The sequence below is a fragment of the Paractinoplanes hotanensis genome, assembly GCF_023717965.1.
GTDB classification, from domain to species: domain Bacteria; phylum Actinomycetota; class Actinomycetes; order Mycobacteriales; family Micromonosporaceae; genus Actinoplanes; species Actinoplanes polyasparticus.
Genome location: NZ_JAMQOL010000046.1, coordinates 157,312 through 184,264 on the forward strand (window position 1 = coordinate 157,312; position 26,953 = coordinate 184,264).

Genomic DNA, 26,953 nt, shown 5'->3' on the forward strand with positions numbered 1-26,953 from the left:
GATCCTGCTGAATTACTAGTCACTCGACGGCTAGTCGCAAACCTAGTAGCTATTTGTCTACCTCGCCATTTCTTATCGTGACCGGCGCGAGGCCACGCGTTTTGGCTGTCGTCCGGGATTCGCGAAGAGCGAGGAGGCCCTTGTGCGGCGGGCAGCGTATGTGGGAACGATTCAGGATTTCTACAAGTCGACGCGGCCGAACACCGTTGGCGCACTTATCAGTCTGTTGCGGGGCAATACCCCTCCACAAGACCGATGGGATCGCGGAGAACCAGCGTCCTGGGCCGCGAGCTTGCCCGCGCTCGCCGACGAATTGCACTCGGCAGGCCTCGACTCGTCCTGGGTCGCCCTCGAATACAGCCCGCACCAGGCAGGACGCCGTCGAGCCGACGCGGTCCTGATGGGCGCCGGCCGGGACGGCCGACCGTGTTACCTCGTCGTCGAGCTCAAGCAGTGGGCACAGGCTTCCTGGGACGTCGCGCGCGAGCAGGTCACCGGTACCGGCGCCGGATACGAGACCCCACGTCACCCTTTCGATCAGGCGTTCGCCTACGCCCAGTTCATCCGGAACTACACGTCTGGAATGCACGACGAAGACCAGGTGACAATCGCAGCAGCGGCCTTTCTGCACAATGCGACTGAGGGTTCCATCGAGACACTGCGTACAGCCGGCCACGATCGAAGCGCGGGCACCTTCAGTGGCGACAGCACTGGGCGGCGGCGGTTTCGCGAACGGCTGCACGCGCTTCTCGATCCCGGCCGGGACGGGACCGCGGCCAAGGACCGGCTGATGGAGGCGCACTATCAGCAGGGTCCGGCCTTGCTGGATGCGGCAGCCAGGATCTTCAGTGACCCCGACCGTTATCCGCTCACTGACCAGCAGTATGAGATCTTCGCTCACATCCAGAACGCAGTGTCGGACGCGATGAGCGTCAGCGCGGACCGAAATCAGGCCGTGATCGTGGTCAAGGGCGGCCCCGGCACCGGCAAGACCTGGATCGCCATGCACCTGCTGGGTGCGAATGCCCATGCTCACCGGCAGGTCGCCTATGCGACCAACTCGGGATCGCTGCGCAGCGCTCTGCAGAAATCGGCGAACTTCCGTTCCATCTTTGACGGCCGGCCCGCCCATGAGCTCATCACCTCAGCTCGCACCTACTGGGACAACGCGCGATGGCACAACCCGCTCGACCTACTCATCGTCGACGAGGCGCAACGGCTGGAGGAATACACCGTACGCCGAGCTCAGAACAACCCACGGGAGCTGCAGGAGCGGCTCGAGGCGCAGCAGATCACCCAGATCTTCGAGTTGAAGAAGTCGGCCAAGGTGCTCGTGCTGTTCATCGACGAGGACCAGGCCGCCACCTACCGGGACCACGTCACCATCGACGAGGCTGAACGCGTCGCACACCGGACGGGCGCCACCTTCGAGATCTTCGAGCTGAACGAGCAGCATCGCAGCGGCGGGTCCGAGGCGTACGAGGCCTGGGTCGACGCCCTCCTCGGTGGAACACCCACCGTGTGGCACGACGAAGACAACTTCACGGTTCGCGTCGCCGAGTCGCCCCAGGAGCTCGAACGGCTGACGATCGACGGCGATGCCGGCTCGGCGCGTCTCCTCGCCGGGTTCTGCTGGGAATGGAGCACTCCGCAGTTTCCGGTCACGATCGAAGACGTGCCGCACGACATCTCAATCGACGGATGGCACAAGAGGTGGAATCTCCGCCAACCTGTCGACGGCTTCCCCAGGGACACCGCCTGGGCTCACAATCCGCGTGGCGCGGAACAGGTGGGCTCGATCTTCACGGCCCAGGGCTTCGAGTTCGACCGCTGCGGCGTCATCATCGGCCCTGACCTGGTGTGGAGCGCCGAGGCCGAGCGAATGACCGTGGACATGGGAGCGTCTCGCTACAAGAAGCTCGTCTCGTTGCATCGCCGCGATCCGGCGGCAGCCGACCGGGTGCGCAACCAGTACCGGGTGTTACTCACCCGCGCGATGCAGGGCGTGGTTCTCTACTCGACCGATCCGGACACCAGGGAGATGCTCGAAAGCATCGTCAACCCGTTCGAGGGCTGAGTCGGCTTCAGACCACGGAGACGAAGCGCGTCGGCCCGTCGCCCCAGCAAGGTCGGCCAGACACGCCGCCCCGACCACAGCCGGCGACTTCTCATGCCGGCTCCAGGTTGTTGAGCTTGCGCCTTGAGCGGTCGGACGTAAGGCAGCGACGTGCCGTTCATCGCTCAGCGGCCATCCGCGACAGGTCGGGCCGGTATGGCCGCGCCGCGGTGGCGCGCACGGAACTGGCGGGCTCTTGCGGCGGCCTCGGCGCTGGTGAAGGCGGCGGTAGGAAAGCGGTAGATCTCCTCTGAAGGATGTAGTCGCTTTCGGGTTTGGCCGTCCCTTCCGCGAACGGGCCGGGGTTGGAGAGCGATGGAAACGGGCGGGGTGTTCCGCGTCGACGAGGCGCCGCCGCGGGATCTGGGGATCCACAGTGCCATTCCGGGGGATGAGGGGGACGACGACCTTCCGGTCTATGTGCCGAGGGACTTCGACTTTCGGCTGCGTAACGCACTGGGGGTGAACGGGGTCGACCGGGGGGCGTTCGTGGTCATGGTGGGTGGGTCGTCCACGGGCAAGACGCGGTCGCTGTACGAGGCTGTCTACGAGCTGGTGCCTACGTGGGCCCTGGTGCAGCCGGCTGATGCGGCGGAGCTGCTCTTCCTCAAGGGGGCTCCGCCGCGCCGGAGTGTGGTGTGGCTCGATGAGTTGCAGCGCTATCTGGGGGCTGAGCCGCCGCTGTCGTCCGAGTGTGTGCGGGCGCTCATTCGGGCCGGCAATCTGGTTGTCGGCACGCTGTGGCCCGATCAGTACGCCGCCTGGACCGCCGGCCACGATGACGTGCACCGGCTTGTCAAGGCGGCCACCGTCATCCCGGTGCCGGACGACCTGACCGACCAGGAGGAGCAGGAAGCCGAGGCCGTCGCTGAGCGGGACAGCCGCATCCGGCGCGCGTTGAAGACCCGTGACACGGGGTTGACGCAGGCTCTCGCGGGCGGTCCGGCGCTGGTGATGTGCTGGGAACAACCCGTGAATCCGTACGTCAAAGCCATCATCACCGCGGCGGCCGACGCGCACCGTCTGGGTGTGCAGTCGCCGCTGACCGAGTCGCTGCTGGTCGAGGCGATGGCCGGGTATCTGCAGGGGCGGCAACGGGTGCGGTCGCCCGGTGAGTGGCTGCCCGAGGCGCTGCCGCATGCGACCCGGCCGCAGTTCGGTGAGGTGTCCGCGTTGACGCCGGCCGACGGTGGCCGTCCGGGACGGCTCGCCGGTTACACCGTGGCCGACTATCTCGCCCAGCATCTGCGCCGGGTGCGTCGGGTCGAGACTGTGCCGCACGAGGCCTGGCAGGCGCTGGTGACCCGGCTGAGCCGCTCGACGGATCTGTGGCACGTGGCCGAGAGCGCCCTCGCGCGGCTGCGCTGCCGGTACGCCGAAGGGGCGTTGCGGCGGCTGGCCGAGGAGTTCCGCGACTCGCGCGCCGCCTCGCGGTTGGCTGACCTGTTCGTCCGGCAGGGGCGGTTCGCCGACGCGGTCACCGTGCTCGACGCGGAGTGGTCCGACGAGCAGACCCGGAGCCAACTGGCCCGTACGCGGGAATTGCGCCGGCGGGTGGACGCGATCCGGCCCCGGGCGATCGCCGGCGACCAGGCGGCCCGGGAACGGCTGGCCGACATCCTGCTCGACGGCGGCGAGTGCGACGACCTGCGCCTGCGGGCCCAGCGGGGCGATCGTCCGGCCGCCGAGCGGCTGGTCGACCTGCTGGTCGCGCGGGGCTGCGTACGGGAAATCCGCAAGAGGGCCGAGCTGGGTGACCTCTACGCGGCCGAGGCCCTGTGCGACCTGTACGTGGCGTGGGGCGAGCGGGATCTGCTCGAAGCGCGCGCCCAGGCCGGGGACACGGCCGCGCAGCTCCGCCTGTCCAAGGTGCATCCGCGTCAGGGCAGCGCCGAGACGGAACTGGCCGAACTGCGGGCGGCGGCGGACGACGGCCACCCGGAAGCCGGGCCGCACCTGTGCGCGCTGCTCTTCGAGCTGCGCGACGAGGCGCGACTCAAAGCGGAGCTGCACGCCGGGACCGCGGGGGCCGCCGACCGGCTCGTCGCCCTCTACATGGCCGGCGAGAGCACCACCCCGGAGCGGCTGGTCCAGCTGCGGGGCTTCGGCCTGCACGCCGACGGCCGGAACGTCCAAGCCATCCATCCGTGAAGGGATTCTCATGCCCGACCTGAGCTCGGCCGACTACGCCTTCCTGATCCTGCTCAAGAACGAGGGCCGGCAGGTCTCCAACACCGAACTGAACAGGCAGTACGGTGTGACGCTGATCGGCCCGGCCTGCATGCGGCTGAACGGGACCGGCTACGTCGATTCGGACACCACCCGCCGGCCCTACCGGCATCACCTGACCGAGGACGGCCGGAAACTGCTCGACCAGCAGTTGTCGATCGACAGCGACATCGTCGAGCCGAAGGCCAAGCGGTCGCCCGCGGAGAAGGCGCTGTGGGCCGCCCTCGTGAGCACCTTCAACCGGCAGTCGGTCACGACTTCCGTGTCGATCGAGGACCGCGTCCGGCGCGCGTACACGGAGCTGAGCGCGAAGCCCGGGCAGTGGATCGGCCTCGCGCAGTTGCGGCCGCTGCTCGCCGGTGTCTCCCGCGCCGAGCAGGACCGCGCGCTGGTGCGCCTGCTCGAATCGGACGACGTGCGCCTCGAACCCGAACCGCACCGGCACCGCCTCGGCGACGAGGACCGTGCCGCCGCCGTTCGTATCGGCGGGGAAGAACGGCACAAGCTGGCGATCGGCGTGCGATGACCGAGGAGGAACGGGCCGCCCTGGCCGCGCTGCGCTTCAGCTGGGCGCAGGCCGCGGACGACGTGTGGCGGCCCTCGCCGTTCCACGTCGACGGGCTGCATCCGGCGATCGTTCGCGACGTGCTCGACAGCCTGGCCGAAGCCGGGTTCAGCCCGGACACCAACCCGATCGGCCTGGTGCTGGAGGGCCGGCACGGCTCGGGGAAGACCCACCTGCTGGGCTGGGTGCGCGAACAGGTGCAGCAGCAGGGCGGCTACTTCTTCCTGATCGGGCTGCTCGACGGGCGGGCGTTCTGGGACGGCATGCTGGTGTTCCTGCTCAGCGGGCTGACCCGGCCGGTGCCGGGCAGCGAGAGCCAGTTGCGGCTGCTGCTGCGCCGGCTCTCGTCGAAGATCGGCGCGCCCCGGCTGGCCCGCCGCGCGGTGATGGGCGAGACCGAGCTGACGCGGGAGGCGCTCGACCAGTTCGCCGAGGGGCTGAGCGCGTACGACAGCTTTGTGGCCCACGAGTGCCGGGACACGTTGCGGGCACTGGCCTTGCGGGCCTCCGACGACGAGGACCAGCAGGACGTGGCGGACAGCTACTTCGACGGTGAGCCGATCACCGAGTCGCTCCGGGCGTGGGGCATCCGCCGCCGGCACCAGCCTCAGGACGTCGTACGGGAGATCTCGTGGCTGCTGGCCCTGACCGGCCCGTCGGTGATCGCCTTCGACCAGATCGACACGGCCATCGCCCAGCTGGCCGTGCGGGAAGACCTGGCGCAGCAGGCGAGCGAGGCGCAGAAAGCCGAACCGCTCATCAACATCGCCAGCGGTCTCACCGACCTGCGCGAGGTGACCCGGCGGACCGTGACGGTCGTCGCCACCCTCACCTCGACGTGGGAACAGATCGAGAGCCGGGCCACGGCCTCGTTCGCCGACCGGTTCCGGCGGTGCCCGTCCCTGCAGGGCATCCGCACGGTCGAGATCGCGCGGCAGATCATCGAGAAGCGGTTCGCCTCGCGGTACGCCGACACCGGGTTCAAGCCGCCCTACCCCACCTGGCCGGTGCGGCCCGAGGCGCTCATCGAGGCCATCAACTACACGCCGCGGCGGCTGCTCGTGGTCATCGACCGCCATGTCCGGGCCTGCCTCATCGCCGATGAGGTGCGTGAGCTGGTACGGCTGGACGAGGCTCCGGCGGAGAGTCGCGAAGTCGCGCCGTCGGTGACCGCGCCGGTAGCGCCGGACGAGGCGCTGGCGCGGATCGAGGCTCGCTACGAACAGCTCAAGCGGGACGCCGATGTGACGTCGCCGCTCGAGCACGACACCGAGGACTCGCTGTTCCCGGCGCTGTTGTCGGCCGGGTTGCACGCGTGGATCGTCGAGCGGGGCGACCGCGGGGCGGCGTTCAGTGTGGATCCGCCGCCCAGCGCCAAGCCTGATCTGCACGCGCGGCTGCGGCGGGATCTCGATGAGCGTACGGAGGAGGAACGCGAGAACTCGCTCGACCAGACGCGCACCGAGGATCAGATGCACTGGTCGTTCCGGGCCATCAGCGACACCCACCACGGGAATGCGGTGCTGAATCGGATTCGGCGCGCTCGGACCGCGGCGGGGCTGAATCCCGAGGTGGCCAAGCGGAAGCTGTTCCTCATCCGGAACGGGGAGTACTCGTCGTCGGCGCGCACCCAGGAGATTCTGGCTGACGTGCGGCGGGACGGCGGGGTGACGCTGTCGATCGACGACGAGGACCTGCGTGTGCTGGCGGCGCTGCGGGATCTGCGGGAGGAGAATCCGGCTGAGCTGCATGCCTGGCTCGTCAAATACCGGCCGACCGGGCAGCTGTCGCTGTTCAAGGAGGCGTTGGCGGAGGCCGTCGCCGATGAGCAGATCACTCCGAGGCGGGAGGAGCGGGCCGGGTTCACCGCCGGGATGTCGGGCGACCAGAATTCCGTACCTCTGAGTCTTGAGGCCCTTCGCAAGCATGCGGCGATCTTCGCCGCGTCCGGCTCGGGCAAGACCGTCCTGATCCGGCGCCTGATCGAGGAATGCGCGCTGCTCGGTGTGTCGTCCATCGTGCTCGACCCGAACAACGACCTGGCCCGCCTGGGCGACGAGTGGCCCACTGCCCCGGACAGGTGGTCGGTGCAGGACCTCGAACGCGCCCATGACTACCACGCCGGCACCGAGGTCGTGGTCTGGACGCCGCGCCGGGAGGCGGGCCGCCCGCTGAGTTTCCAGCCGCTGCCGGACTTCGCGGCCGTGCTCGACGAACCGGACGAGTTCTCCGAGGCCGTGGAGTCCGCGGTGGCTGCGCTCGCGCCCCGGGCCAACCTGATCGGGCGGACCACCCGGGCCCAGCTCGGCATCGCCGTCCTGCGCAAGGCGGTGGAGTACTACGGACGTCGCGGCGGCGGTTCCATGGACGGACTGGTGGACATCCTGGCCGACCTGCCCGACGGCGTCAGCCAGCTGCGCCAGGCCGACAAGATCGCCGCTGACGTCGCCCAGGCGCTCCGGGCCGCCATGGACAACGACCCCATGTTCGGCGGCGGCGGCACCCCGGTCGACCCCGGCGTCCTGCTGACCCCGTCGCCCGGGAAGCGCGCCCGCGTCTCGGTGATCAGCCTGATCGGCCTGCGCGCGAACGAGGCCCGGCAGAGCTTCGTCAACCAGCTGCAGATGAGCCTGTTCGCGTGGGTCAAGAAGAACCCGGCCCGCGACCGCCCGCTGCTCGGCCTGCTCGTGATGGACGAGGCGCAGGACTTCGCCCCCTCGGGCGCGATGACCGCCTGCACGCAGAGCACCCTGGCCCTGGCCTCCCAGGCCCGCAAGTACGGCCTCGGCCTGCTGTTCGCCACCCAGGCCCCCAAGGGTCTGCACAACCGCATCCCCGGCAACGCCGCCACCCACTTCTTCGGCCGCATCACCGCGCCGGTGCAGATCGACGCCGCCCGCGAGATGGCCAAGGCCAAGGGCGGCGACGTGCCGGACGTGGGCGCCCTGACCTCCGGCGAGTTCTACATCGCGCTCGAGGGATCCCCGCCCGAGAAGATCCGTACGCCGATGTGTCTTTCGTTTCATCCGGCCAGTCCGCTCACCGACGAGGAGGTCCTGGTGAGGGCCCTCCGTTAGCATCGGAGCATGTCACGACGGGTGGCGCTGGCCCTGGGCTCCGGTGGCGCGCGAGGTTTCGCGCACATCGGCGCCATCGAGGTGCTCGAGGAACGCGGGTTCGAGGTCAGCGCCGTGGCCGGCTCCTCGATGGGCGCCCTGGTCGGCGGCGTGATGGCCGCCGGCCGCCTGAAAGACTTCCGCGACTGGGCGGTCTCGCTCAAACAGCGCGACGTGCTGCGCCTGCTCGACCCCAAGTGGGCCGCCGCCGGCGCGATAGGCGCCGAGCGCCTGATCACCCACCTGAACGAATTCCTCACCGACGTCGAGATCGAGAACCTCCCCATCCCCTACACGGCGGTGGCCACCGACATCGAGGCGCGCCGCGAGGTGTGGTTCCAGAAAGGCTTATTGCGTACGGCGGTCAGGGCGTCGATCGCGATCCCCGGCGTCATCACCCCGGTGGTGATCGACGGCCGCCTCCTGGCCGACGGCGGCCTGCTCAACCCGGTCCCGATCGAGCCCACCGCCGCCTCCGGAGCCGACCTGACCATCGCCGTCTCCCTGCAAGCGCCCCGGACTCACCAGGAGCTCGCCAGCCCCGTGCGAGCGACCGCCACTCCTCAGTGGGTCGAGGGCATCCGCCAGCGCTTCGCCCCGCGCAAGACGGCCCCCGCCCTCCCCGACGACCTGCGCATCGGCACGGTCCTGGCCCTCTCCCTGGACGCCATGCAGGATCTGATCGCCCGTTACCGCCTGGCCGGCCTGCCTCCCGACATTCACATCGCCGTGCCGGTCAGCGCCAGCGGCGTCATGGACTTCAGCCGGGCCGCCGAGCTGGTCGCCCTCGGCCGCGAGCTCACCACCAAGGCCCTGGACGACGCGGGGTACTGAGAGCTCTGATCCGGCCGATCGTCCCGACAGACACCGGGGACGTTGGGCACGTCGGCCCCGTGCCCGGGGTCAGACGCAGGATCGGCTGCCACCGGGGTCAGCGGAGGCAGCGCGGGGCACGCAGCCCGAGGATGCGCCGGCCGGCTCCGATCAGGTGCTCACGCAGCAGGTCGTCGTCGAGTTCGGGCGCTCTCATGCCCCTCCCGCAGGCGATCCCGGAGACGGTGAGATCGGCCTTGATCCACCCGCCTACGCCGGGATCGACGTCGGCGAGCAGCTTGAGCAGACGTTCGCCCAGGTCGTTCCAGTCGGCGTGCGAGCGCAGGATCTCGGTCGCCCCGGGATCGCCGGCCAGCACGGGAACCAGCACGCGGTTGCGGATCACGACGTCGATGAAGCCGCTGAGCATGCGCTCCGCGCGGGCTCGCCGGGTCCGTTGCGTCTCAGCCGCCATGACAGTCGCCCGCAACTCCCCGGCCAGTGGCTCGACCACCGCGGTGAGCAGTTCCTCGCGGGTGTGGAAATGGTGGTGCACGGCTGACTTGGTGACGCCCACCTCGTCGGCGATCATCTGCAACGACGTGCCGGCGAAGCTGTGCCGGGCGAACAAGCGGATCGCGGCATCGACGAACCGCTGCCGGCTGTCGGCCGCTCTGACTGCTGTCACGACCATGCGCGCTCCTGACTGAACCCGGTCTTCGACCGCAAGCTTAGCTGGCCGATCGTGCACTCCGTCACTGCACATCCGTATAGACAAAACTGCACGATCGTGAAGTAGGCTACTTTACGATCGTGCAGCGACGGACTGCACGATCGGCTAGCTGTGGGGATGCGGAATCCCCCGGAGGAGACCCGAGATGGCGTCGTTCTTGTACCGGCTCGGCAGGTTCGCGTTCCGTCGGCGATGGCTGGTCGTCGCGTTGTGGCTGGGGGTCCTGGCGGTCACGGTGACCGGCGCCGCGACATTGTCCGGTTCGACGTCCGACGAGTTCCGGATTCCCGGCGCGCCCTCGCAGCAGGCGATCGACCTGCTGCAGGAGCGGTTCCCGCAGTCCTCCGCGGGCGGCGCGACTGCCCGGGTCGTGTTCGCCGCACCGCCCGGACAGCAGCTCACCAGCGCGACCACGAAGGCGGCCGTCGAGCAGGTCGTCGCCGAGTTGCGGCAGGCGCCGCAGGTGGCCTCGGTGACCGACCCGTTCCGGTCCGGCGCCGTGAATCAGGCCGGCACCGTCGGCTTCGCCCAGGCGACCTACCGAGTGGCCGCTCAGGCGCTGACCGACGGCGACCGCGACGCGCTCACCGGCATCGCCGAGCAGGCCCGCGCGAAGGGCCTGAGCGTCGAGGTTGGCGGTGACGCGCTGCAGCCGCAGGCCGAGCAGGGCCTCGGCGAGGTGATCGGTGTCGCAGTGGCCGCCGTGGTTCTCGTGATCACGTTCGGTTCCCTGGTGGCCGCCGGCCTGCCGCTGCTGACCGCGCTGCTCGGCATCGGTATCGGCATCAGCCTGATCACCGCCGCCACCGGTTTCCTCGACCTGTCCTCGACCACGCCGATCCTCGCGCTGATGCTCGGCCTCGCCGTCTCGATCGACTACGCCCTGTTCATCGTCTCCCGCTACCGGCACGAACTCGCTGCCGGCCGCGAACCCGGGGAAGCTACCGGCCGGGCGGTCGCCACCGCCGGCTCAGCGGTCGTGTTCGCCGGGCTGACCGTCGTCATCGCGCTGGCCGCGCTTTCCGTCGTCGGCGTGCCGTTCCTGACCCAGATGGGCCTGGCCGCCGCGTTCACCGTGGCCATCGCCGTGGTCATCGCGCTGACCCTGCTGCCCGCCATGCTCGGCTTCGCCGGCCGCCGGGTCCTCGGCAAACGGGCTCGCACTCAGGACACCCGTGATTCCGAGACCGGCAGAACCACCTTCGGCACCCGCTGGGCCCGCGCGATCGCCCGCCGGCCGGTCGCCGCACTGCTGATCGCCGTGGCCGCGCTCGGCATCGTCGCGACCCCGGCCCTGGACCTGCGACTGGGCATGCCGGACGACGGAACCGCCGCAACCGACACCACGCAACGCAAGGCCTACGACCTCCTGGCCGCCGGCTTCGGCGCCGGCTTCAACGGGCCACTCATCGTCGTGGTCGACACCCCGGCCGTCGCCGCGAAGACCACCGCCGAGCGGGTCGTCCAGAAAATCACCGCCCTGCCCGACGTCACCACGGCCGCCACCACCGCCGTCAATCCCGCCGGCGACACCGCCGTGCTCACCGTCATCCCCACCAGCGGACCCGGCGACACCGCCACCAAGGACCTCGTACACGCCATCCGCCAACTCGACGGCACCGTGGCCGGCGCGAGCATCGGCGTCACCGGCCTGACCGCCGTCAACATCGACGTCTCCACCAAACTCACCGACGCCCTCCTCCCTTACCTGGCCGTGGTCGTGGGTCTGGCGTTCCTCTTGCTCATGGTGGTGTTCCGGTCGGTGCTGGTACCGATCAAGGCCACCCTCGGCTTCCTGCTCAGCCTCGCCGCCACCTTCGGCGCCCTGGTGGCCCTCTTCCAATGGGGCTGGGGCGCCGCCCTGCTCGGCGTCGAGCAGACCGGGCCGATCGTCAGCTCCCTGCCCATCGTCGTGATCGGCATCGTGTTCGGGCTGGCCATGGACTACCAGGTCTTCCTGGTCACCCGGATGCGCGAGGACCACGTGCACGGCGCCGCACCCCGCGAGGCCGTGATCACCGGCTTCGGCCACGGCGCACGAGTGGTCACCGCCGCCGCGCTGATCATGATCAGCGTCTTCGCCGGATTCATCATCGCCCCCGACGCGCTCATCAAGTCGATCGGCTTCGCGCTCTCCGCGGCCGTGCTCTTCGACGCGTTCGTCGTCCGGATGACCATCGTGCCGGCGGTGATGACCCTGCTCGGCCCGGCCGCCTGGTGGCTACCCCCATGGCTGGACCGGCTCCTGCCCGACGTCGATGTCGAAGGCGAGAAACTGCGCCACCAACTCGACGACGGGCCCCTCGAACCGGTCGCGAGCATCCCCGAGCGGGTGCAGTCATGAAGCTGCTCGTATACGGCGCCGGAGTTCTCGGCAGCCTGCTCGCGGCCCGCATGCACGAGGCCGGGCACGACGTCGCGCTCCTCGCCCGCGGCGAGCGCCTGGCCGCCCTCCGCCGGCACGGCGTTCAGCTCGCCGAGGACGACAGCCCGGTCGTCCGGCGGGTGCCGGTGCCGGTGGTCGAGGACCCGGCAGACTCCTACGACCTGATCGCCGTCCTGGTCCGCGCCCATCAGGTGGAACCTGTCCTGAAATCGCTCGCCGGCCTCGACAGCGACGTGCTGTTCCTGCACGCGTGGGCGGCCGGCGCCGAGCCGCTGGGCGCGGTCATCGGCCACGAGCGGGTGCTGCTCGGCTTCCCCACCGGCGGCGGCACAATGGACGGAGACGTGGTCCGCCACCGCGCGACCAGCTTCGTCACCCGCCGCGTCCCGATGCAGATCGGCGAACCCGGCGGGCGCGACAGCCCTCGACTCGAGCGGATCGTGCGGATGTTCCGCACCGCCGGGATCAACGCCAAAACCGAGCCGCGGATGGATGCCTGGCTCCAGACGCACGCCGCCATCGCGGTGCCCCTCGGGCAGGCGGCAGCCGCGGCGGGCGGCCCGGTGGCACTCGCCGGCGATCCGGATGCGGTCCGCGGCATGATTCGCCACATGCGGCAGAACCTGGCCGCCCTGCCGATGCCGCCGGTCCCCCGCGGTCTGGCCGCGGTGCTGACTCTGCCGAACGGAGTGCTCGTGCCCGTCATCCGGCGGTTCCTGCGAAGCTCGACGGCCACACGCAGCGGGCTCAGCAACACCTCACCCGCGACGGAAGCGGCCGAACTCGAACGGCTGGCCGATCAGCTGCGCGCCCAGAGAAAGGCCCGGTAGGCAGTCACTCGTTCTCGCCGAGTTCGGCCGGCGAGGCGACGCCGTCGGGTCCTCGGAGTCGTCACAGCCAGTGGACGCCGAACACGGCTTGACGGCCCGTCAGCATCGGGCTCCAGCCGGCGCTGAGAAAGTCGCGCATCGGTCCGGCCGCTGCCCGGCGCCGATCGACGACGGTGGTGCCGGCATAGGTGGCGAGGAAGAGGTGCACGCTGCGATCGGGTAACGCGAGGAAGCCGTCGACACGGTCGTCGGGCGCCATGGTGGCCACCAGGTGCAGGGTCTCGCCCGCGGCGTCGGTCCGGAAGAGGCCATCGACCCGGCGGGGTCCGCACTGCTCGGTCACCGTGGCGGTGAACCACACGTCCGCCCCGACGACCTGGATCTCGCCGTAGATCTCCCACAGCTGCGCGGCCGCAAGCTCGGCCAAAGCTTGCAGTTGATCGGTGGCTCCGATCACCGAACCACGCCGCACGTGCGCGCGCAGCCCCGTCCCGAACGGGCGCGTCGCCCCGGACGACACATCCAACAGACGCGGTCGCGCTCCGAACAGATAGACCAACGTGCCGGCATCGAGCCAGGCATAGCGATAAGCCGAAGTGCGGAACTGCGTCAACGCCCCCGGCCCGACCCCGGCGACGCAGAGCGTGCTGCGGTCGCCGGTCCGATGAATCCAGGCGACCGTCGCGCCGTCCGGGCCGACCGACAATGCCGGCGGCCCCCAGTTGAACCGGCCCACCTTCACCTCACGCATCACCACCCCGTGCTGGTCGAGCAGGGTGAGACCCGCGCCGCGGTGGACGGCGTAACGGCCGCCGGACAGGCACACCGGATCATGCGCGTAGCCGCGATACAGCTGCTGCCAGAGACCATTCTGCGGATCGCAGCGGAACAGCCGCAGATCCCCGCGTTCACCAGCGTGCACGTCGGGCACGCGTGCGCCCTGCGGCGCCGCCGTCGCAATCAGCTGCTGCTGGCACCCGCACCAGCGAATCGCCGAGACATCGGCGAACTCCCGCAACGACACCCGGGACACCACGGAACCCGGCCCAGCGGTGACGAGCAGGTCCTGTTGATCTAAACGGCGGAACACGGCATCAGCATGACCCAGCGGTACGACACCGCGCACCGGGCAGGCCCAGCGATCCAGCCCAGCGGGCCGGACGGACAACACCGGCCCTCGAGTCGACGCGCATCGTCGGCGGGGAGAATGCGGTCGTGAGTTCGCCACTCTCCACGCCACCGACGATCGCGGCCGGAAGCCTCGCCGCACGTCCACAACCCCTGCTTACCGCCCCTGAGGGTCTGGTCCTGCGTCCGTGGGAGCCGTCCGATGCTCCGGCCTTCTTCGCTGCCTACCAGGACCCCGTGATCCGACATTGGCACCCTCGTCAGCCCGCCACCGAGGACCAGGTGAAGGAGTGGTTCGAGCAATACCGTCAAAGCTGGCAACAGGAGAAAGGCGCAAGCTGGGCGGTGACCCGCGGCGGCGACGAAGTGGTCGGGCGCATCGCCCTGGGAAGCTTCAACCTCGACGCGGGCTTGGCGGGCTGCGCCTACTGGGTCCTGCCGGCAGCCCGTGGCGTCGGCATCGCACTCCGGGCGTTGGCAGCCGTCAGCGCCTGGGCACTGGATGAGGCCGGCTTCCACCGGCTGCACCTGAGCCACTCGACCCGCAACGACGCCTCCTGCCGCGTCGCCGTCAAAGCCGGCTTCCGGCTCGAAGGCACCAAGCGCGGCGAGGCGCCGCACGCGGACGGTCGCCACGACATGCATCTCCACGCCCGCATACGCGGCGACGCATAGTCCACGACTGCACGTGTTGTCGGTAGTCAGACCGGCGTCGTCGACCGGTGACAGAACCCCGGACAGCGGGACTTCAGGGGCGCGGCAGCATGCCCACGAGTGACGTGATGATGGCGAGCCGCAGGGCCGACCGCAGGTCGATGTGGTGGACGGCGAGCGCCGGCTCGGACTCGTAGACGGCTAGCAGGCTCGGCGGGGGCGAGGTGTAGGCGGACAGCGCGCCGCCCACGATCAGGAGGTTCAGGCAGAAGATCTCGGCTTGGTCGCCGACCTCGGGCAGGTGCTGCCGGACCAGGCCGGCCATGACCGCGAGGTTGGCGAGCGAGGCCCGCTTGTGCCGGCGGACCACCTCGACCGAGACGTTGTGCTCCAGCACGCCGCCCTGCGCGCCGTAGAGATCGCAAAGCACCCTGTGGGCGGCGAGCGACCGGCTGATCACGTCGGCCACCTGCTCCGCCCGTTCCACGGCGGACCGGGCCGGGTGGACGCCCTGGGCCAGCTCCGGCTCCAGCTCGGTCAGCCAGGTCGTCGTCCGGTCGTCCATCAGGTCGAGCAGCACCGCCTCGCGGGACTCGAAATAGCGCAGCACCGCCGTCTTGGCCAGGCCGACCCGGCGGCTCAGCTCGTTCAGGGTCACTGCGGCCACCGGCATCTCGTCGAGCATCGCCGACGTCGTCCGCAGGATGGCCCGGCGCCGGACCTCACGCTGCTCCTCACTGCGGGCCCGCTGGAACGTCATGGTGCCAACCCTAGCTTAGGTACCGGCGGTCCCTTGACAGCGTACCGGCGGTACATTAGCGTTCAGGCATAAGTTACCGGCGGTACATTAAGGAGAACGCGATGAAGTGGACCGAGCAGCAGATTCCGCGCCAGGACGGCCGGGTGGCCGTGGTCACCGGCGCCAACACGGGGCTGGGCTTCGAGACGGCCCAGCGGCTCGCCGAACACGGGGCGTCGGTGGTGCTGGCCGTGCGCGACACGGCCAAGGGCAAGCAGGCCGCCGCCCGGATGAACGGCGATGTCTCCGTACGGGAGCTGGATCTGACCTCGCTGGAATCGGTGCGTGCCGCCGCGGCCGGGCTGCACGTCAGCCACCCGCGGATCGACCTGCTGATCAACAACGCCGGCGTGATGTACACCCCGAAGCAGACCACCCACGACGGCTTCGAGATGCAGTTCGGCACGAACCACCTGGGTCACTTCGCGCTCACCGGGCTGCTGCTCGACCTGCTGCTGCCGGTGCCCGGCTCCCGGGTGGTCACGGTCAGCAGCACCGGCCATCGCATCCGGGGCGCCGTCCACTTCGACGACCTGCAATGGGAGAGGTCCTACAGCCGGGTCGCCGCCTACGGTCAGTCGAAGCTGGCCAACCTGATGTTCACCTATGAGCTGCAGCGCCGGCTGGCCCCGCACGGCACCACCGCCGCGGTGGCCGCACACCCCGGCATCTCCAGCACCGAACTGGCCCGCAACGCCCCGGCGGTCTTCCGCCGGCCGTTCAGCTGGTTCTCCCCGCTGCTCACGCAGCCCGCGGCGGCGGGCGCGCTGCCCACCCTGCGGGCCGCCACCGACCCGTCCGTCCTCGGCGGGCAGTACTACGGCCCCGACGGCCTGGCCGAGGCGCGCGGCCACCCGAAGCTGGTCACGTCCAGCCCCGATTCGTACGACGTGACCGTGCAGCAACGCCTGTGGGCCGCCTCGGAAGACCTGACCGGCGTCCGCTTCCCCGTGGGTCAGGTCGCCGTCGCGTGAGGGCGGCCGGCCGAGTAGGGCGCCCACCAGCCCTCGGCCACGACGTGACCGTGGCGCACGACCATGAGGGAATGACATTCGACGCCCTGCTCGTCCAGACGGTCGAACAGCGCGGCCACTGAACCCTTCGACCGGGGCAGCAGAGCTCTCAGCGCACGACCTCCAGAAGTTTTCGGAAGGATAGCCCGTCGTCGCCGGCGTCGATGACCACGCGGTCGCCGGGGCGCAGGGTGTCGACCAGGATCCGTTCGGCCAGCGCGTCCTCGACCTCGCGCTGGATGGTGCGGCGCAACGGCCGCGCGCCCATCGCCGGGTCGAAGCCGCGGCGGGCCAGATACTCGCGGGCGGCCGGGGTCAGCTCGGCCGTGATGTCCTTGGCGCGCAGCTGGGACGAGACCCGGGCCATCATCACGTCCACGATGCGCAGCACCTCGTCCTCGCTCAGTTGCGGGAAGACGATCGTCTCGTCGATGCGGTTGAGGAACTCGGGGCGGAAGTGCTCGGTCAGCGCCTCGGTCACCCGGTGCTCGCGGCGGCTGCCGAAGCCGACCGCCGCCGCCCGGCCGGTGCCCAGGTTGCTGGTCAGGATGATGATCGTGTTCTTGAAGTCGACCACGCGGCCCTGGCCGTCGGTCAGCCGGCCGTCCTCGAGGACCTGCAGCAGCGCGTTGAAGACGTCCGGATGGGCCTTCTCGATCTCGTCGAACAGCACCACCGAGTACGGCTTGCGCCGCACCTTCTCGGTCAGCTGGCCGCCGTCGTCGTGGCCCACGTAGCCGGGAGGCGCGCCGATGAGCCGGGAAATCGTGTGGGTCTCCTGGAACTCCGACATGTCCAGCTGGATGAGCGCGTCCTCCGAGCCGAACAGGAACTCGGCCAGCGCCCGGGCCAGGGAGGTCTTTCCGACGCCGCTCGGTCCCGCGAAGATGAAACTTCCTGAGGGCCGCCGAGGATCTTTCAACCCGGCCCGCGTACGGCGGAGGGCGCGCGAAACCGCGGCCACCGCCGCGTCCTGGCCGACGACCCGCTTGTGCAGTTCGTCCTCCATGCCGAGCAACCGGGTCGCCTCCTGCTCGGTCAGCCGATGCACCGGCACCCCGGTCCAGGTCGCCAGCACTTCGGCGATGTGGTCGCGGTCGATCTCGATGAGACCGTCGCTGCCCGCTTGCTTCTCCTGGTCGCGCAGGTGGGCGGCCCGTTCGAAGTCCTGGGCGTCGATCGCGGACTCCTTGGCGCGGCGCAGGCCGGCCAGTTCGGCGTTCCGGCCGGGCTCGGTCAGCCGGCGGATTCGCGAGCGGGCGCCGGCCTCGTCGATCAGGTCGATCGCCTTGTCGGGCAGGAAGCGGTCGGGGACGTACCGGTCGGCCAGCGTCACCGCCGTGACCAGGGCCTCGTCGCTGTAGGAGACGCGGTGGTGGGCCCCGTACATGTCGCGGAGGCCCTTGAGGATCTCGATCGTCTCGGCGTTCGTGGGCTCCTCGACCGACACTGCCTGGAAGCGGCGGGCCAGGGCCTTGTCCTTCTCGAAGTACTTGCGGTATTCGGTGGTGGTCGTGGCCCCGATGGTCTGCAGCTCGCCGCGGGCCAGCAGCGGCTTGAGGATGCTGGCCGCGTCGATGGCGCCCTCGGCCGCGCCCGCCCCCACGAGCTGATGGATCTCGTCGATGAACAGGATGACGTCGCCGCGGGTGCGGCACTCCCTGACCACCTTCTTGAGCCGCTCCTCGAAGTCGCCGCGATAGCGCGAGCCGGCGACCAGCGAGCTGATGTCGAGCGTGTAGACCTGCTTGTCCCGCAGCGAATCCGGCACCTGGCCGTGGACGATGCGCTGGGCCAGGCCGTCGACGACCGCGGTCTTGCCCACGCCGGGCTCGCCCAGCAGCACCGGATTGTTCTTGGTGCGGCACGTGAGCACGACCAGGACGCGCTCGATCTCGTGCTCACGGCCGATGACCGGGTCGAGCTTGCCTTCGCGGGCGCGGCCGGTCAGGTTCTCGCCGAACTGGTCGAGCAGCGTCGAGACGGCCGGCGACACCGGCTCGGGTTCGGCTGAGGCTGAGGCCGACAGCAGGGTGAGCACTTGTTCGCGTACGCGGGAAGGGTCTGCCCCCAGCACCTGCAACGCGACACCCTCGCCCTCGCGGATCAGCCCGAGCAGGAGGTGCTCGGCGCCGATGTAGTTGTGGCCGAGCTGCAGGGACTCGCGCAACGCCAGTTCGAGCACCTTCTTGGCGCGCGGCGTGAACGGGATGTGCCCGCCCGGCGAGGAGGCGCCCAGGCCGACCTTGCCCTCGACCCTTTCCCGTACGGCGGAAAGGGTGACCCCCTGGCTGCCGAGCGCCCGCGCGGCCAGGCCCTCGCCCTCGCGCAGCAGTCCCAGCAGCAGATGCTCGGTGCCGATGTAGCTGTGGTTGAGCAGCCGGGCCTCTTCCTGAGCCAGGACGACCACTCGGCGGGCACGGTCGGTGAATCGTTCGAACACGACAGTCACGTCCTCGCGGCGAGGGCCCACGCACCCCACCGATAGACGCGTGTCATCGCGCGACGGCTGAGATGCGCTGAGTCGAAGCCTCTTGGCGTGACCGCGCGGCCCGCGTGGGGAGCCGCGCAACGCTCGTGCAGGCGCGCTGCCCCCTCACCATAACGCCGGCCGTCCTACGATGGCGTTCAGGGAGGCCCGCGATGACCGGAACGAAGCACCGACACCCCGTCCCCGACCGCGCCCGCCGCCGCGCCGTGCGGGCCCTCGCCGCCCAGCTCGGAGTGCCTTACTCGGTCGCCGCCCGGATGCTGGCCGAAGGCCGGCGCCCGGTGGTGTTCGCCCAGCGCGAACAGCGCCCGTTCCACGCCCGAGTCCGCGACACCCGCGAGGCAGCCGACCTGCCCCTGGGCCGCGCCGCCCACCTGTCCACGCGCTTCCAGACCGGGGAGCCGGGCCTGCGCACGGTGCTGGCCATGCTCTACGCGACGGTCGAACACGAGGCGCCGGCCCTGAAGCCCGCCCCCGAGGAACTGTCGTGGGTGGCCGACCTGGGCGAGGAGGCCGCCGTCGACATCACCTGCGGCGCCCTCGACCAGGCCGCCCGCCTCCTCCTCGACAACGACACCTGGCGCCTGTGGAACCGCATCGAGGCCGCCCTCACCGCCGGCGACCTCAACGCCGACCCTCGCATCCGCGACGCGGCCCGGCTGCTCGGGCGCGAGCTGCGCACGGTGAGTCTGCGCAGCGCCCTCCCGGCCGCCCGCCGAACCCTGGACGCCTTGCTGGTGGTCTAGGGCAGCAGGGTGCGTACGTGCGTCAGGGCGGGCTCGGTCAGGGGGAACGTCACGGTGCCCTCGTGGTCCTGGCGTTCCAGGGTCCACTCGTCGTGGAGGCGGCGGATCGTCACCTGGACGTTGGGGGCCTCGCCGTGCCAGACGGCGTCGCCTCGGGCGGCGCCGTAGCGGGATCGGGACAGGGCGCTGATTTTGGCCACGCTCGCGCACGCGCGGCAGCGGCCGTCGGGGGTTGCGGTGCAGCGGCGGCAGACCGGGCCGCCGCAGAGGGGGCACGGGGCCACGCCGTCCTCGCAGGCACGGCAGGTGCTGGTGAGGCAGGTCGCGCAGGTTCGGACGCTCGCGGCCAGGTGGTGGCTGCGGCACAGGTAGGCCTCGGTCAGTGGGTCGCCGGTGACCGCGTCCGGGACGTGGCCCTCCAGCTCGCCGGCTGTCACCTCGTACGTGATCTGGAGCTGGGGACCGTCGGGCAGCGACCAGACCTCCTCGACCTCCAAGCCGATCGCGACGTGGGCCTGCCTGGTCGGGCGGGCCGCCAGACGCTTGCTCAGCTCGGCGATCAGCGGCTCGGGCAGGTCGGCCGTCGCGGATGGGGCGGCGGCCGGCTCGCCGGGAGCGACCGCGGCCTGGGCGCGGGCGGGTGGCACCGACTCGGCCTGCGGCGGCTGCACCACTCCGACGTACCAGAGACGCCTTTGCATTCGGGACGCGCCGGCGATGGTGATGCCGGTGAAGTCGTCGGCCGTGGTCAGCGCGGTGACCGTGGCGGTGACGCCGGGCGCGACGAGGGCGGCGCCGACCAAGGCTCGGGTCAGGTCGCCGGGCTCGGCCGAGACCTCGTGCCACGCCGGGTCCTGGGCGTCGTGCCGCAGGCCCAGCAGCGCGTGGGCGCCGACGCGGGCCAGCACCGCCTCCCACTCGCCGAGCCGGGTTCGCGCGACCACCTCGGGCTGGGGGTTCCAGTCGGCCTCGGCCCACCACACAGTTCCTTCGGGCGCCTCCCACTCGGCGACCGTCTCCGCGGTGGTGGGGCCGGAAGAGGTCCGATGTACGAGACCACGCGCGTCCACCGCGACCAGGTCTTCCGTCCGCATGCGGCAGGCCACGAGCCGAGCCGCCGCCGGTTCGGCGTCCACGGCTTCTCCAGCCGGGCCGCCCGGGGACGGCGTCCGCTCGACCGGCAGCGCCGCGGCCAATTCGGCGCGCAGCGCGGAATCCGGCGTGCCGCCGTCGTTGGCCGGTGGCGGATCGAAGGTGCCCGCCGCACGGGTGTCGCCGACCATGACCGCCCAGTGCAGGGTCGTCCCGGTGGTGCGGTCGACCGTGAACCAGTCGCGGGGCGCGGGCGGGCAGTGCTGCTCTGGCAGGGCGTGGACGTCCACGTCGCCGGCGCCGGCCAGGCGGGCCGCGGCGATCCGCAGCGGCAGCAGGGGGTCGTCCGTCGCGCTGGTCCAGCGCACGATGGCTGAGCCGTTCAGCAGCACCACCTCGCGGCGGTGGGGCCCGGCCAGCCGTACGACCGTGCCGCCCTCGTCGGTGGCGGTCAGCACGGTCAGGCCGTGCGCGCCCAGCTCCTCGGGAACGTCGCCGGCCGAACCGGGGGTCGCGGACCGGCAGGTGAGGCAGACCGAATCCTCGCGGCAGGAGCGGCACATGTCCCGCTCGCAGATCCGGCAGGGTTCCACCGCGAGCGCCCGGGAGCAGGCGCCGCAGGACTCGTCGCCGCACCGGGCGCACCGGGCCGGCGGCACCTCGGCGCCGTTGCGGCACGCCGCGCAGGCCGGGCGGTCGCACGCCGTGCAGGCGAAGAGCCGGGCCACCTCGCGGCAGCACGGCCCGTAGACGCTGCCGCACGCCGGGCAGCCGGTCGCGCGGCTGATGTCGAAGAAATGGCCGAGGCTGTCGACCGAGACGTCCCGGTGGAGGACCTCGCCGCTCGGCAGCCTGATCGACAGGGGCGCGTCGGGGGCGAGCGGGGTCCGGCCCTCCGGCTTGTTCAGCGGCGAGCCGGGGGCGATCAGGTAGGCCCGCGAGGTGCTGCCGTGCGGGGACTGCCACGTCTCCTCGATCTCGAGGCAGTCCGCGAGGGCCACGGGCTCGAGCGGACGATCGAGAGCAGCGAGCGCGGCGAGCAGTTGCTCGTCGGCGACCACGTCCACGTCGCGCAGCTCCTCCCGTGGGGCGTCCCCGGAGAGCGCGTTGACCATCGGCTCGCCGGTCCCGCCGGCCAGCAGGATCATGGGCAGCTTCCACACCTGGCGCTTCACCTCGGTGCCGCGGACCGGGGTGCTGAAGTCGAGCCGGGAGCTCGTGGCCCGCCAGGAATGCCGCACCAGCACCCGGCCGGGGTCCTCGGCGCGGTGGGCGAGCTGGTCCTCGGCGCGCGGCGTGGCGCCCGGCAAGCCGGGCACGAACAATTGCGCCGTACGAGACCCGTCGCTCAGCCGGCACAGGTACGAGCGGTGCAGCCCGTCCACCTCGATGCGCACCGGACCGGCCTGCCCGGTAGCCACTGCCCGCCCGCCGGCGACCGGCTCGTGCTGGGCGGCGGCCCACTCCACCGGCCGCGACCCGGCCGGCATCGGGCCGCCGTCGCCGTCGTGCCACAGCTCACGGTAATGGAACTGGCGGTCGATCCAGCGGACCACGGTCAACGAGACAGCGGCGACGGCGGGCGGCACGGGAAAGGGGTGAGCGGCCCGCAGCTCAGCGAGCAGATCGGCGAACTCGTCCTCGCCGCCGACGGACCGTCCAGCCATCGAAGGCGAGCCGGCGACAGCCGAGGAATCGACGGACGGTCCGACCGCCGAAGGCGAGCCAGCGACAGCCGAGGAGTCAACGGACGGTTCGCCGATCGAAGGCAGCTCGGCGGCGGCCGCGGGGTCGACGGAGCTGTCCGCTGCCGGTCGGGTCGACCACCACGTCAGCTGCTCGACGTCGGCCCACAGCGCGCCCTCGGTCACGGCCTCCGGGGCCGCTGCGGCCACCAGACCGGCCGAGGGCGGGAGGCCGAAGCGGGCAGCGACGGCCCTCAGACGTACGCGGGAAGGGTCTTGAACGTCGGCGTCGGGAAGCAGGAGCCGCCGCTCCCCCGCCGGCGACACGTGCACGGCGTGCCGCGCGCCGACCAGCAGGACCGCCTGATCGCCCAGCCGCCACCCGAGCTCGAACTCGGTGTCGAGCGACGGGTCACGGGCGGGCTGCACCGACTCCGCCACGACTGCCCTCACACTCCCCTGGCCCGACCGCAAAGTTCGATCCTAGAGAGGGCGCCCATGACCCGGATGCGCCGAACGGTCCCGGGAAAAGACCGCCTGACGACCATGAGGTCGTCCGAACGACCGACGGCCCTGCCCGGCGCCCCCTTCCGGCGCCCGACGGATCTGCCCGGCGCCGGCCGTCAGGTGGTGAGCAGGGCCGGCATCGCCTCGGTGAGCATCGGGCGCCAGTCCGGCAGCGGGGCGACACCGGACGAAGCCCAGCGTTGATGGGACAAAACGCTGTACGCGGGGCGCCGGGCCGGGCGGGGGAACCGGTCACTGGTGGTCGGCCGGACCCGGGCCGGGTCGAGACCGGCCTCGGCGAAGACCGCCTGGGCCAGGCCGAACCAGGTCGTGGAGCCGGCGGCGGTGCCGTGGTAGACGCCGCGGGCCGCGCCCGAGCGGGCCAGCGCGACCACCTGCCGGGCCAGCGCCCACGACCAGGTCGGCGGGCCGGTCTGGTCGTCGACCACGTCGACCGTGTCGCGGTCGGCGGCCAGGCGCAGCATCGTGCGGACGAAGTTGGGGCCGTGGGCGCCGTACAGCCAGGCCGTGCGCACCACGTAGCCGCCCGCGTCGAGGACGTGACGCTCGCCCGCGGCCTTGCCACGGCCGTACGCGTTGACCGGCGACGGCGGCGCGTCCTCGGCGTACGGCGTCGTGGCCCGGCCGTCGAAGACGTAGTCGGTGGAGATGTGGATCAGCCGGCGACCGGCCGCGGCGGCCAGGTTCCGTACGGCGTCGCCGTTGACCGCGGTGGCGGCCTTCTCGTCCGTCTCGGCGCCGTCGACGTCCGTCCAGGCGGCGGCGTTGAGCACGAAGCGGCCACCGTCGGCGGCGGCCTGGACGGCCACGGGATCGGTGATGTCGAGGGTGGCGTGGGTGGCGGTGAGCACGTCGTTCTCGCCGGCCTCGGCCAGGGCCGCCCGCAGGTCCTGGCCGAGCATGCCGCCGGCCCCGGTGATGAGCCAGCGCATCAGGCGGCCTCGTCGGTGATACCGCCCCGCACGAGACGCAGCCGGGGATGGGTCTGCGGGAGGTTGTCACGGTTGCCCGAACAGGACAGTCCGTCGAGGACAGCAACGGACGTCCCGGCGACATCGTCCTGAAGGAGGGCATGGACATGGGCCGATCCGATGAAGCCGGCGCCACCGGTCACGAAGATGTGCACGGCTGGGGAGTGTAGACATGGCGGCTGCGCTGCGTAACCTTCGTTGGTGCGCGGAATTCTGCTCGCCGGGGGAACCGGCTCGCGACTCTGGCCCCTTACCATCGCGACCTCGAAGCAACTCATGCCCATCTTCGACAAGCCGATGGTCTACTACCCGCTGACCACCCTGGTTTCGGCCGGGATCCGCGAGATCCTGGTCATCACCACGCCCGAGGACCAGCCCCAGTTCCGGCGCCTGCTGGGCGACGGCAGCAGCTTCGGGCTCTCGCTGTCGTACGCGGAACAGCCGGAGCCGAACGGCATCGCGCAGGCCTTCCGGATCGGCGCCGACTTCATCGGCGACCAGCCGGTGGCGCTGATCCTGGGCGACAACATCTTCCACGGCGTCGGCCTGGGCCGGCAGCTGGCGCGCTTCCGCACGCCCGCCGGAGGCCGGATCTTCGCCACCCCGGTGTCCGATCCCGAGCGGTACGGCGTCGTGGAGTTCGACGGCGACGGCCGGGTGGTCTCGATCGAGGAGAAGCCGGAGAAGCCGAAGAGCACGTACGTGGTGCCGGGCCTGTACTTCTACGACGCGGACGTGGTCACCATCGCCGGCAATCTGACGCCCAGCGCCCGGGGCGAACTCGAGATCACCGCGGTCAACGAGGAATACCGGCGCCAGGGCCGGCTCGACGTGACGGTCCTCGAGCGAGGCACGGTGTGGCTGGACACTGGAACGTTCCAGTCCATGGTCCAGGCGTCGGAATACGTCCGCGTCATCGAGGAGCGGCAGGGCATGAAGATCGGCTGCGTCGAGGAAGCGGCCTGGCGGCTGGGCCTCATCTCCGACGACGAGGTGCGCGCGCTGGCCGGGCCGCTGCTGAAGAGCGGCTACGGCGAATACCTGCTCCGCCTTCTGGACGAGGGCGCGCGGTAAAGCTCTCATTGATCAGTCGGGTTCAGGACATCGAAAAATCCTCATCGGAGGATTGACCGCTCGTTCCCCGGTTGCTATGCCTGCCGCAATTCTGTGGTGGTGCACGTCGATGCGCGCCGAGAACGACGAAGGTCCATTGTGACCACTTTGGACACTGTTTCTGAACCACCCTCATCCGAACCGGCACAGGTCTCGCACGGAAAGGCCTAGCGCGGACAGGTGACCGTTCCGCAGTCTTTACCTTGTGTGTCCGGCGCGTTACCGCGCGCCTCGGGGGCCGGCCCGCCGAGCCGGCTCCCGTCCGACATGCCGATTTACGGTTGTCAATGACGGAGGCGCCGAGTGCGGACAGTCGATGCGATGTCGACCCTTGACCTCAGAGACCGGAAACCCCAGCTCAACGGCCTTCCACCGGCGGGACGCACCCGATCCGGCTGGCAGCGCCGGTACGTGCTGACCCTGTACGCCCTCGACTTCCTGGTCGGCCTCGGCGCGGCCGCCTCGGCCCTGCTGCTGAGGTTCGGCGCGCCGAACCGGGACCCCTTCGCCCGTGATTATTTGTTATTGACGTTCATAATTCCGGTGGCCTGGCTGACATGCCTCGGCCTCAACCGCGCATATGAGCCCCGTCACCTGTTCGTCGGCACCGACGAGTACGCCCGAGTCTTCCGTTCCGCATTGGCCCTGACCGCGGGTCTGGCCATTATTTCGTTCACATTCAACCTCCGTTTGGCGCGCGGCTACATCGTTATCGCGATTCCGCTGGCCCTCGCGGTGAGCCTCGCCGTCCGGTACATCTACCGCCAGCAGCTGCACCGGCGCTGGGCCCGCGGCGCGCAGCTGCACCGGGTGATCCTGGTCGGCCACGAACGAGCCGTCGCCGACATGACCCGGCGGCTCAGCCGCGAGCGCCACCACGGTCTCGACGTCATCGGCGCCTGCCTGCCACCGGGGCGGATCCGCGACGGCTTCACCCTCGGCCTGCCGCCCATCTTCGGCGCCTTCGACGGCGTCGCAGCCGCGGTGGGGCGGGCCGAGGCCGACACGGTGGTCGTGCTCTCGTGCCCCGAGATCGACGGTCCCGCGTTGCGGCGCCTCGCATGGCAGCTCGAACGCGACGACATCGACCTCATCGTGGCCAGCACCCTGATCGACGTCGCGGGCGACCGCACCACGATCCGGCCGGTCGACGGCCTGCCCATGCTGCACGTCGAACATCCGCGCCTCAAGGGCAGCGCCCGGCTGGTCAAGGCCGCCTTCGACCGGATCGGCGCCTTCGTGTTGCTGGCCCTCAGCTTCCCGGTGCTCTCGGTCGTGGCCGCCCTGGTGATGTTCGGGCCCGGCGGCCGCGGTCCGGCCGTCTTCCGGCAGGAGCGGGTCGGCAAGGACGGCAAGCTGTTCACGCTCTACAAGTTCCGCACGATGGTGGTCAACGCCGAGGCCCGGCTCATCGAGCTGCGCAACCTCAACGACACCGACGGCGAGCTCTTCAAGATGCGCAAGGATCCGCGGGTCACGCCGGTCGGTCGCTGGCTGCGCCGGTTCTCGCTCGACGAGCTGCCCCAGCTGGTGAACGTGCTGAAGGGCGACATGTCACTCGTCGGCCCGCGGCCGCCGCTGGCCAAAGAGGTGGCCGGCTACCCGTCCGACATGCTGCGGCGGCTCGTGGTCAAGCCCGGGCTGACCGGGCTGTGGCAGGTCTCGGGCCGGTCCGACCTGTCGTGGGAGGAGTCGATCCGGCTCGACCTGACCTACGTCGAGAACTGGTCGCTCTCCATGGATCTGGCCATCCTGGCTCGTACGGTGAGCGCGGTCGCCCGCAGCTCGGGCGCGTACTGAGAAAGCAGGGGCCTCACCCATTGTGGGTGAGGCCCCTGCGGAAGCTCAGTAGCCGAAGTTCTGGGTGTAGTACGGCAGGCCGTTGGACGCGTAGGCGACGCCGACGCCGACCGCGATCGCCCGGCAGTTGAGGATGTTGGCGCGG

At 70.7% G+C, this 26,953-nt stretch carries 20 protein-coding genes; 12 read left to right on the forward strand and 8 right to left on the reverse strand.

The window, feature by feature from the left end:
* The first annotated feature begins 160 nt into the window (after window positions 1-160).
* The 5 genes from LXN57_RS31795 to LXN57_RS31815 all read left to right on the forward strand — a co-directional run bounded on the left by LXN57_RS31795 (window position 161) and on the right by LXN57_RS31815 (window position 8,860).
* A complete protein-coding gene (locus LXN57_RS31795) occupies window positions 161-2,077 on the forward strand; it encodes a DNA/RNA helicase domain-containing protein (protein WP_251801873.1) in 1,917 nt (638 codons plus the stop codon).
* Between the two features lie 354 nt (window positions 2,078-2,431).
* A complete protein-coding gene (locus LXN57_RS31800; protein WP_251801874.1) occupies window positions 2,432-4,267 on the forward strand; it encodes a hypothetical protein in 1,836 nt (611 codons plus the stop codon).
* Window positions 4,268-4,277: 10 nt separating this feature from the next.
* The gene (locus tag LXN57_RS31805) at window positions 4,278-4,871 is read left to right on the forward strand and encodes a helix-turn-helix domain-containing protein (protein ID WP_251801875.1); all 594 of its coding nucleotides are present in this window, start codon (window positions 4,278-4,280) and stop codon (window positions 4,869-4,871) included.
* Complete coding sequence (locus tag LXN57_RS31810) at window positions 4,868-7,987, forward strand: ATP-binding protein (protein WP_251801876.1); 3,120 nt, start codon at window positions 4,868-4,870, stop codon at window positions 7,985-7,987. Before LXN57_RS31805 ends, LXN57_RS31810 begins: the two co-directional genes overlap by 4 nt.
* 9 nt (window positions 7,988-7,996) lie before the next feature.
* Window positions 7,997-8,860 carry a patatin-like phospholipase family protein gene (locus LXN57_RS31815; protein ID WP_251801877.1) on the forward strand — a complete coding sequence of 288 codons (864 nt, stop codon included), beginning with the start codon at window positions 7,997-7,999 and terminating at the stop codon, window positions 8,858-8,860.
* Between the two features lie 97 nt (window positions 8,861-8,957).
* Here LXN57_RS31815 and LXN57_RS31820 read toward each other — a convergent pair whose 3' ends face one another.
* Window positions 8,958-9,527 (reverse strand): TetR/AcrR family transcriptional regulator, encoded by a 570-nt coding sequence (locus LXN57_RS31820; protein WP_251801878.1) that lies wholly within the window; start codon window positions 9,525-9,527, stop codon window positions 8,958-8,960.
* Window positions 9,528-9,717: 190 nt separating this feature from the next.
* Here LXN57_RS31820 and LXN57_RS31825 point away from each other — a divergent pair, with 190 nt between their 5' ends.
* Together LXN57_RS31825 and LXN57_RS31830 are read left to right on the forward strand one after the other, a co-directional pair.
* Window positions 9,718-11,916, forward strand: a complete 2,199-nt coding sequence (locus tag LXN57_RS31825; RefSeq protein WP_251801879.1) for an MMPL family transporter — start codon at window positions 9,718-9,720, stop codon at window positions 11,914-11,916.
* Entirely contained in the window at window positions 11,913-12,788 is an 876-nt protein-coding gene (locus LXN57_RS31830; RefSeq protein ID WP_251801880.1) for a ketopantoate reductase family protein, read from the forward strand. The genes LXN57_RS31825 and LXN57_RS31830 overlap by 4 nt, the downstream gene beginning before the upstream one ends.
* A gap of 61 nt (window positions 12,789-12,849) precedes the next feature.
* Here LXN57_RS31830 and LXN57_RS31835 read toward each other — a convergent pair whose 3' ends face one another.
* Window positions 12,850-13,878 (reverse strand): hypothetical protein, encoded by a 1,029-nt coding sequence (locus LXN57_RS31835; protein ID WP_251801881.1) that lies wholly within the window; start codon window positions 13,876-13,878, stop codon window positions 12,850-12,852.
* Between the two features lie 125 nt (window positions 13,879-14,003).
* Here LXN57_RS31835 and LXN57_RS31840 point away from each other — a divergent pair, with 125 nt between their 5' ends.
* Window positions 14,004-14,591 (forward strand): GNAT family N-acetyltransferase, encoded by a 588-nt coding sequence (locus LXN57_RS31840; RefSeq protein WP_251801882.1) that lies wholly within the window; start codon window positions 14,004-14,006, stop codon window positions 14,589-14,591.
* Window positions 14,592-14,664: 73 nt separating this feature from the next.
* Here LXN57_RS31840 and LXN57_RS31845 read toward each other — a convergent pair whose 3' ends face one another.
* Window positions 14,665-15,330 carry a TetR/AcrR family transcriptional regulator gene (locus LXN57_RS31845; RefSeq protein ID WP_251801883.1) on the reverse strand — a complete coding sequence of 222 codons (666 nt, stop codon included), beginning with the start codon at window positions 15,328-15,330 and terminating at the stop codon, window positions 14,665-14,667.
* 101 nt (window positions 15,331-15,431) lie between these two features.
* Between LXN57_RS31845 and LXN57_RS31850 the strand changes: the two genes are divergently transcribed.
* Window positions 15,432-16,343 (forward strand): SDR family NAD(P)-dependent oxidoreductase, encoded by a 912-nt coding sequence (locus tag LXN57_RS31850; RefSeq protein WP_251801884.1) that lies wholly within the window; start codon window positions 15,432-15,434, stop codon window positions 16,341-16,343.
* Here LXN57_RS31850 and LXN57_RS31855 read toward each other — a convergent pair.
* Together LXN57_RS31855 and LXN57_RS31860 are read right to left on the reverse strand one after the other, a co-directional pair.
* Window positions 16,325-16,462, reverse strand: coding sequence for a hypothetical protein (locus LXN57_RS31855; RefSeq protein ID WP_251801885.1), 138 nt, complete (start codon window positions 16,460-16,462; stop codon window positions 16,325-16,327). The two genes, LXN57_RS31850 and LXN57_RS31855, sit on opposite strands and share 19 nt — an antisense overlap.
* Before the next feature lie 29 nt (window positions 16,463-16,491).
* On the reverse strand, window positions 16,492-18,825 hold the full coding sequence (locus LXN57_RS31860) for an ATP-dependent Clp protease ATP-binding subunit (protein WP_285904697.1): 2,334 nt from the start codon (window positions 18,823-18,825) through the stop codon (window positions 16,492-16,494).
* A 200-nt stretch (window positions 18,826-19,025) separates the two neighbouring features.
* Here LXN57_RS31860 and LXN57_RS48030 point away from each other — a divergent pair, with 200 nt between their 5' ends.
* Complete coding sequence (locus tag LXN57_RS48030) at window positions 19,026-19,619, forward strand: hypothetical protein (protein ID WP_285904696.1); 594 nt, start codon at window positions 19,026-19,028, stop codon at window positions 19,617-19,619.
* Here the strand turns inward: LXN57_RS48030 and LXN57_RS31870 are convergent.
* The 3 genes from LXN57_RS31870 to LXN57_RS31880 form a co-directional block, all read right to left on the reverse strand.
* The gene (locus LXN57_RS31870; protein WP_251801886.1) at window positions 19,616-22,837 is read right to left on the reverse strand and encodes a hypothetical protein; all 3,222 of its coding nucleotides are present in this window, start codon (window positions 22,835-22,837) and stop codon (window positions 19,616-19,618) included. The two genes, LXN57_RS48030 and LXN57_RS31870, sit on opposite strands and share 4 nt — an antisense overlap.
* Before the next feature lie 182 nt (window positions 22,838-23,019).
* Window positions 23,020-23,856, reverse strand: a complete 837-nt coding sequence (gene rfbD / locus LXN57_RS31875; protein ID WP_251801887.1) for a dTDP-4-dehydrorhamnose reductase — start codon at window positions 23,854-23,856, stop codon at window positions 23,020-23,022.
* Entirely contained in the window at window positions 23,856-24,050 is a 195-nt protein-coding gene (locus LXN57_RS31880) for an NAD-dependent epimerase/dehydratase family protein (protein WP_251801888.1), read from the reverse strand. Before LXN57_RS31880 ends, rfbD begins: the two co-directional genes overlap by 1 nt.
* 46 nt (window positions 24,051-24,096) lie before the next feature.
* On the opposite strand from LXN57_RS31880, the gene rfbA reads away from it, so the two are divergent.
* Window positions 24,097-24,969, forward strand: a complete 873-nt coding sequence (gene rfbA, locus LXN57_RS31885; RefSeq protein ID WP_251801889.1) for a glucose-1-phosphate thymidylyltransferase RfbA — start codon at window positions 24,097-24,099, stop codon at window positions 24,967-24,969.
* Window positions 24,970-25,329: 360 nt separating this feature from the next.
* Complete coding sequence (locus tag LXN57_RS31890) at window positions 25,330-26,808, forward strand: sugar transferase (RefSeq protein WP_251801890.1); 1,479 nt, start codon at window positions 25,330-25,332, stop codon at window positions 26,806-26,808.
* The last annotated feature ends 145 nt before the right edge of the window (window positions 26,809-26,953 follow it).

Excerpts from the sequence above, each read along its gene's own strand:
- LXN57_RS31810 (WP_251801876.1), top strand. The coding sequence starts at position 4,868 with ATGACCGAGGAGGAACGGGCCGCCCTGGCCGCGCTGCGCTTCAGCTGG.
- LXN57_RS48030 (WP_285904696.1), top strand. The coding sequence starts at position 19,026 with ATGACCGGAACGAAGCACCGACACCCCGTCCCCGACCGCGCCCGCCGC.
- LXN57_RS31815 (WP_251801877.1), top strand. The coding sequence starts at position 7,997 with ATGTCACGACGGGTGGCGCTGGCCCTGGGCTCCGGTGGCGCGCGAGGT.
- LXN57_RS31890 (WP_251801890.1), top strand. The coding sequence starts at position 25,330 with ATGTCGACCCTTGACCTCAGAGACCGGAAACCCCAGCTCAACGGCCTT.
- LXN57_RS31845 (WP_251801883.1), bottom strand. The coding sequence starts at position 15,330 with ATGACGTTCCAGCGGGCCCGCAGTGAGGAGCAGCGTGAGGTCCGGCGC.
- LXN57_RS31850 (WP_251801884.1), top strand. The coding sequence starts at position 15,432 with ATGAAGTGGACCGAGCAGCAGATTCCGCGCCAGGACGGCCGGGTGGCC.
- LXN57_RS31800 (WP_251801874.1), top strand. The coding sequence starts at position 2,432 with ATGGAAACGGGCGGGGTGTTCCGCGTCGACGAGGCGCCGCCGCGGGAT.
- LXN57_RS31825 (WP_251801879.1), top strand. The coding sequence starts at position 9,718 with ATGGCGTCGTTCTTGTACCGGCTCGGCAGGTTCGCGTTCCGTCGGCGA.
- rfbD (WP_251801887.1), bottom strand. The coding sequence starts at position 23,856 with ATGCGCTGGCTCATCACCGGGGCCGGCGGCATGCTCGGCCAGGACCTG.
- LXN57_RS31805 (WP_251801875.1), top strand. The coding sequence starts at position 4,278 with ATGCCCGACCTGAGCTCGGCCGACTACGCCTTCCTGATCCTGCTCAAG.
- LXN57_RS31830 (WP_251801880.1), top strand. The coding sequence starts at position 11,913 with ATGAAGCTGCTCGTATACGGCGCCGGAGTTCTCGGCAGCCTGCTCGCG.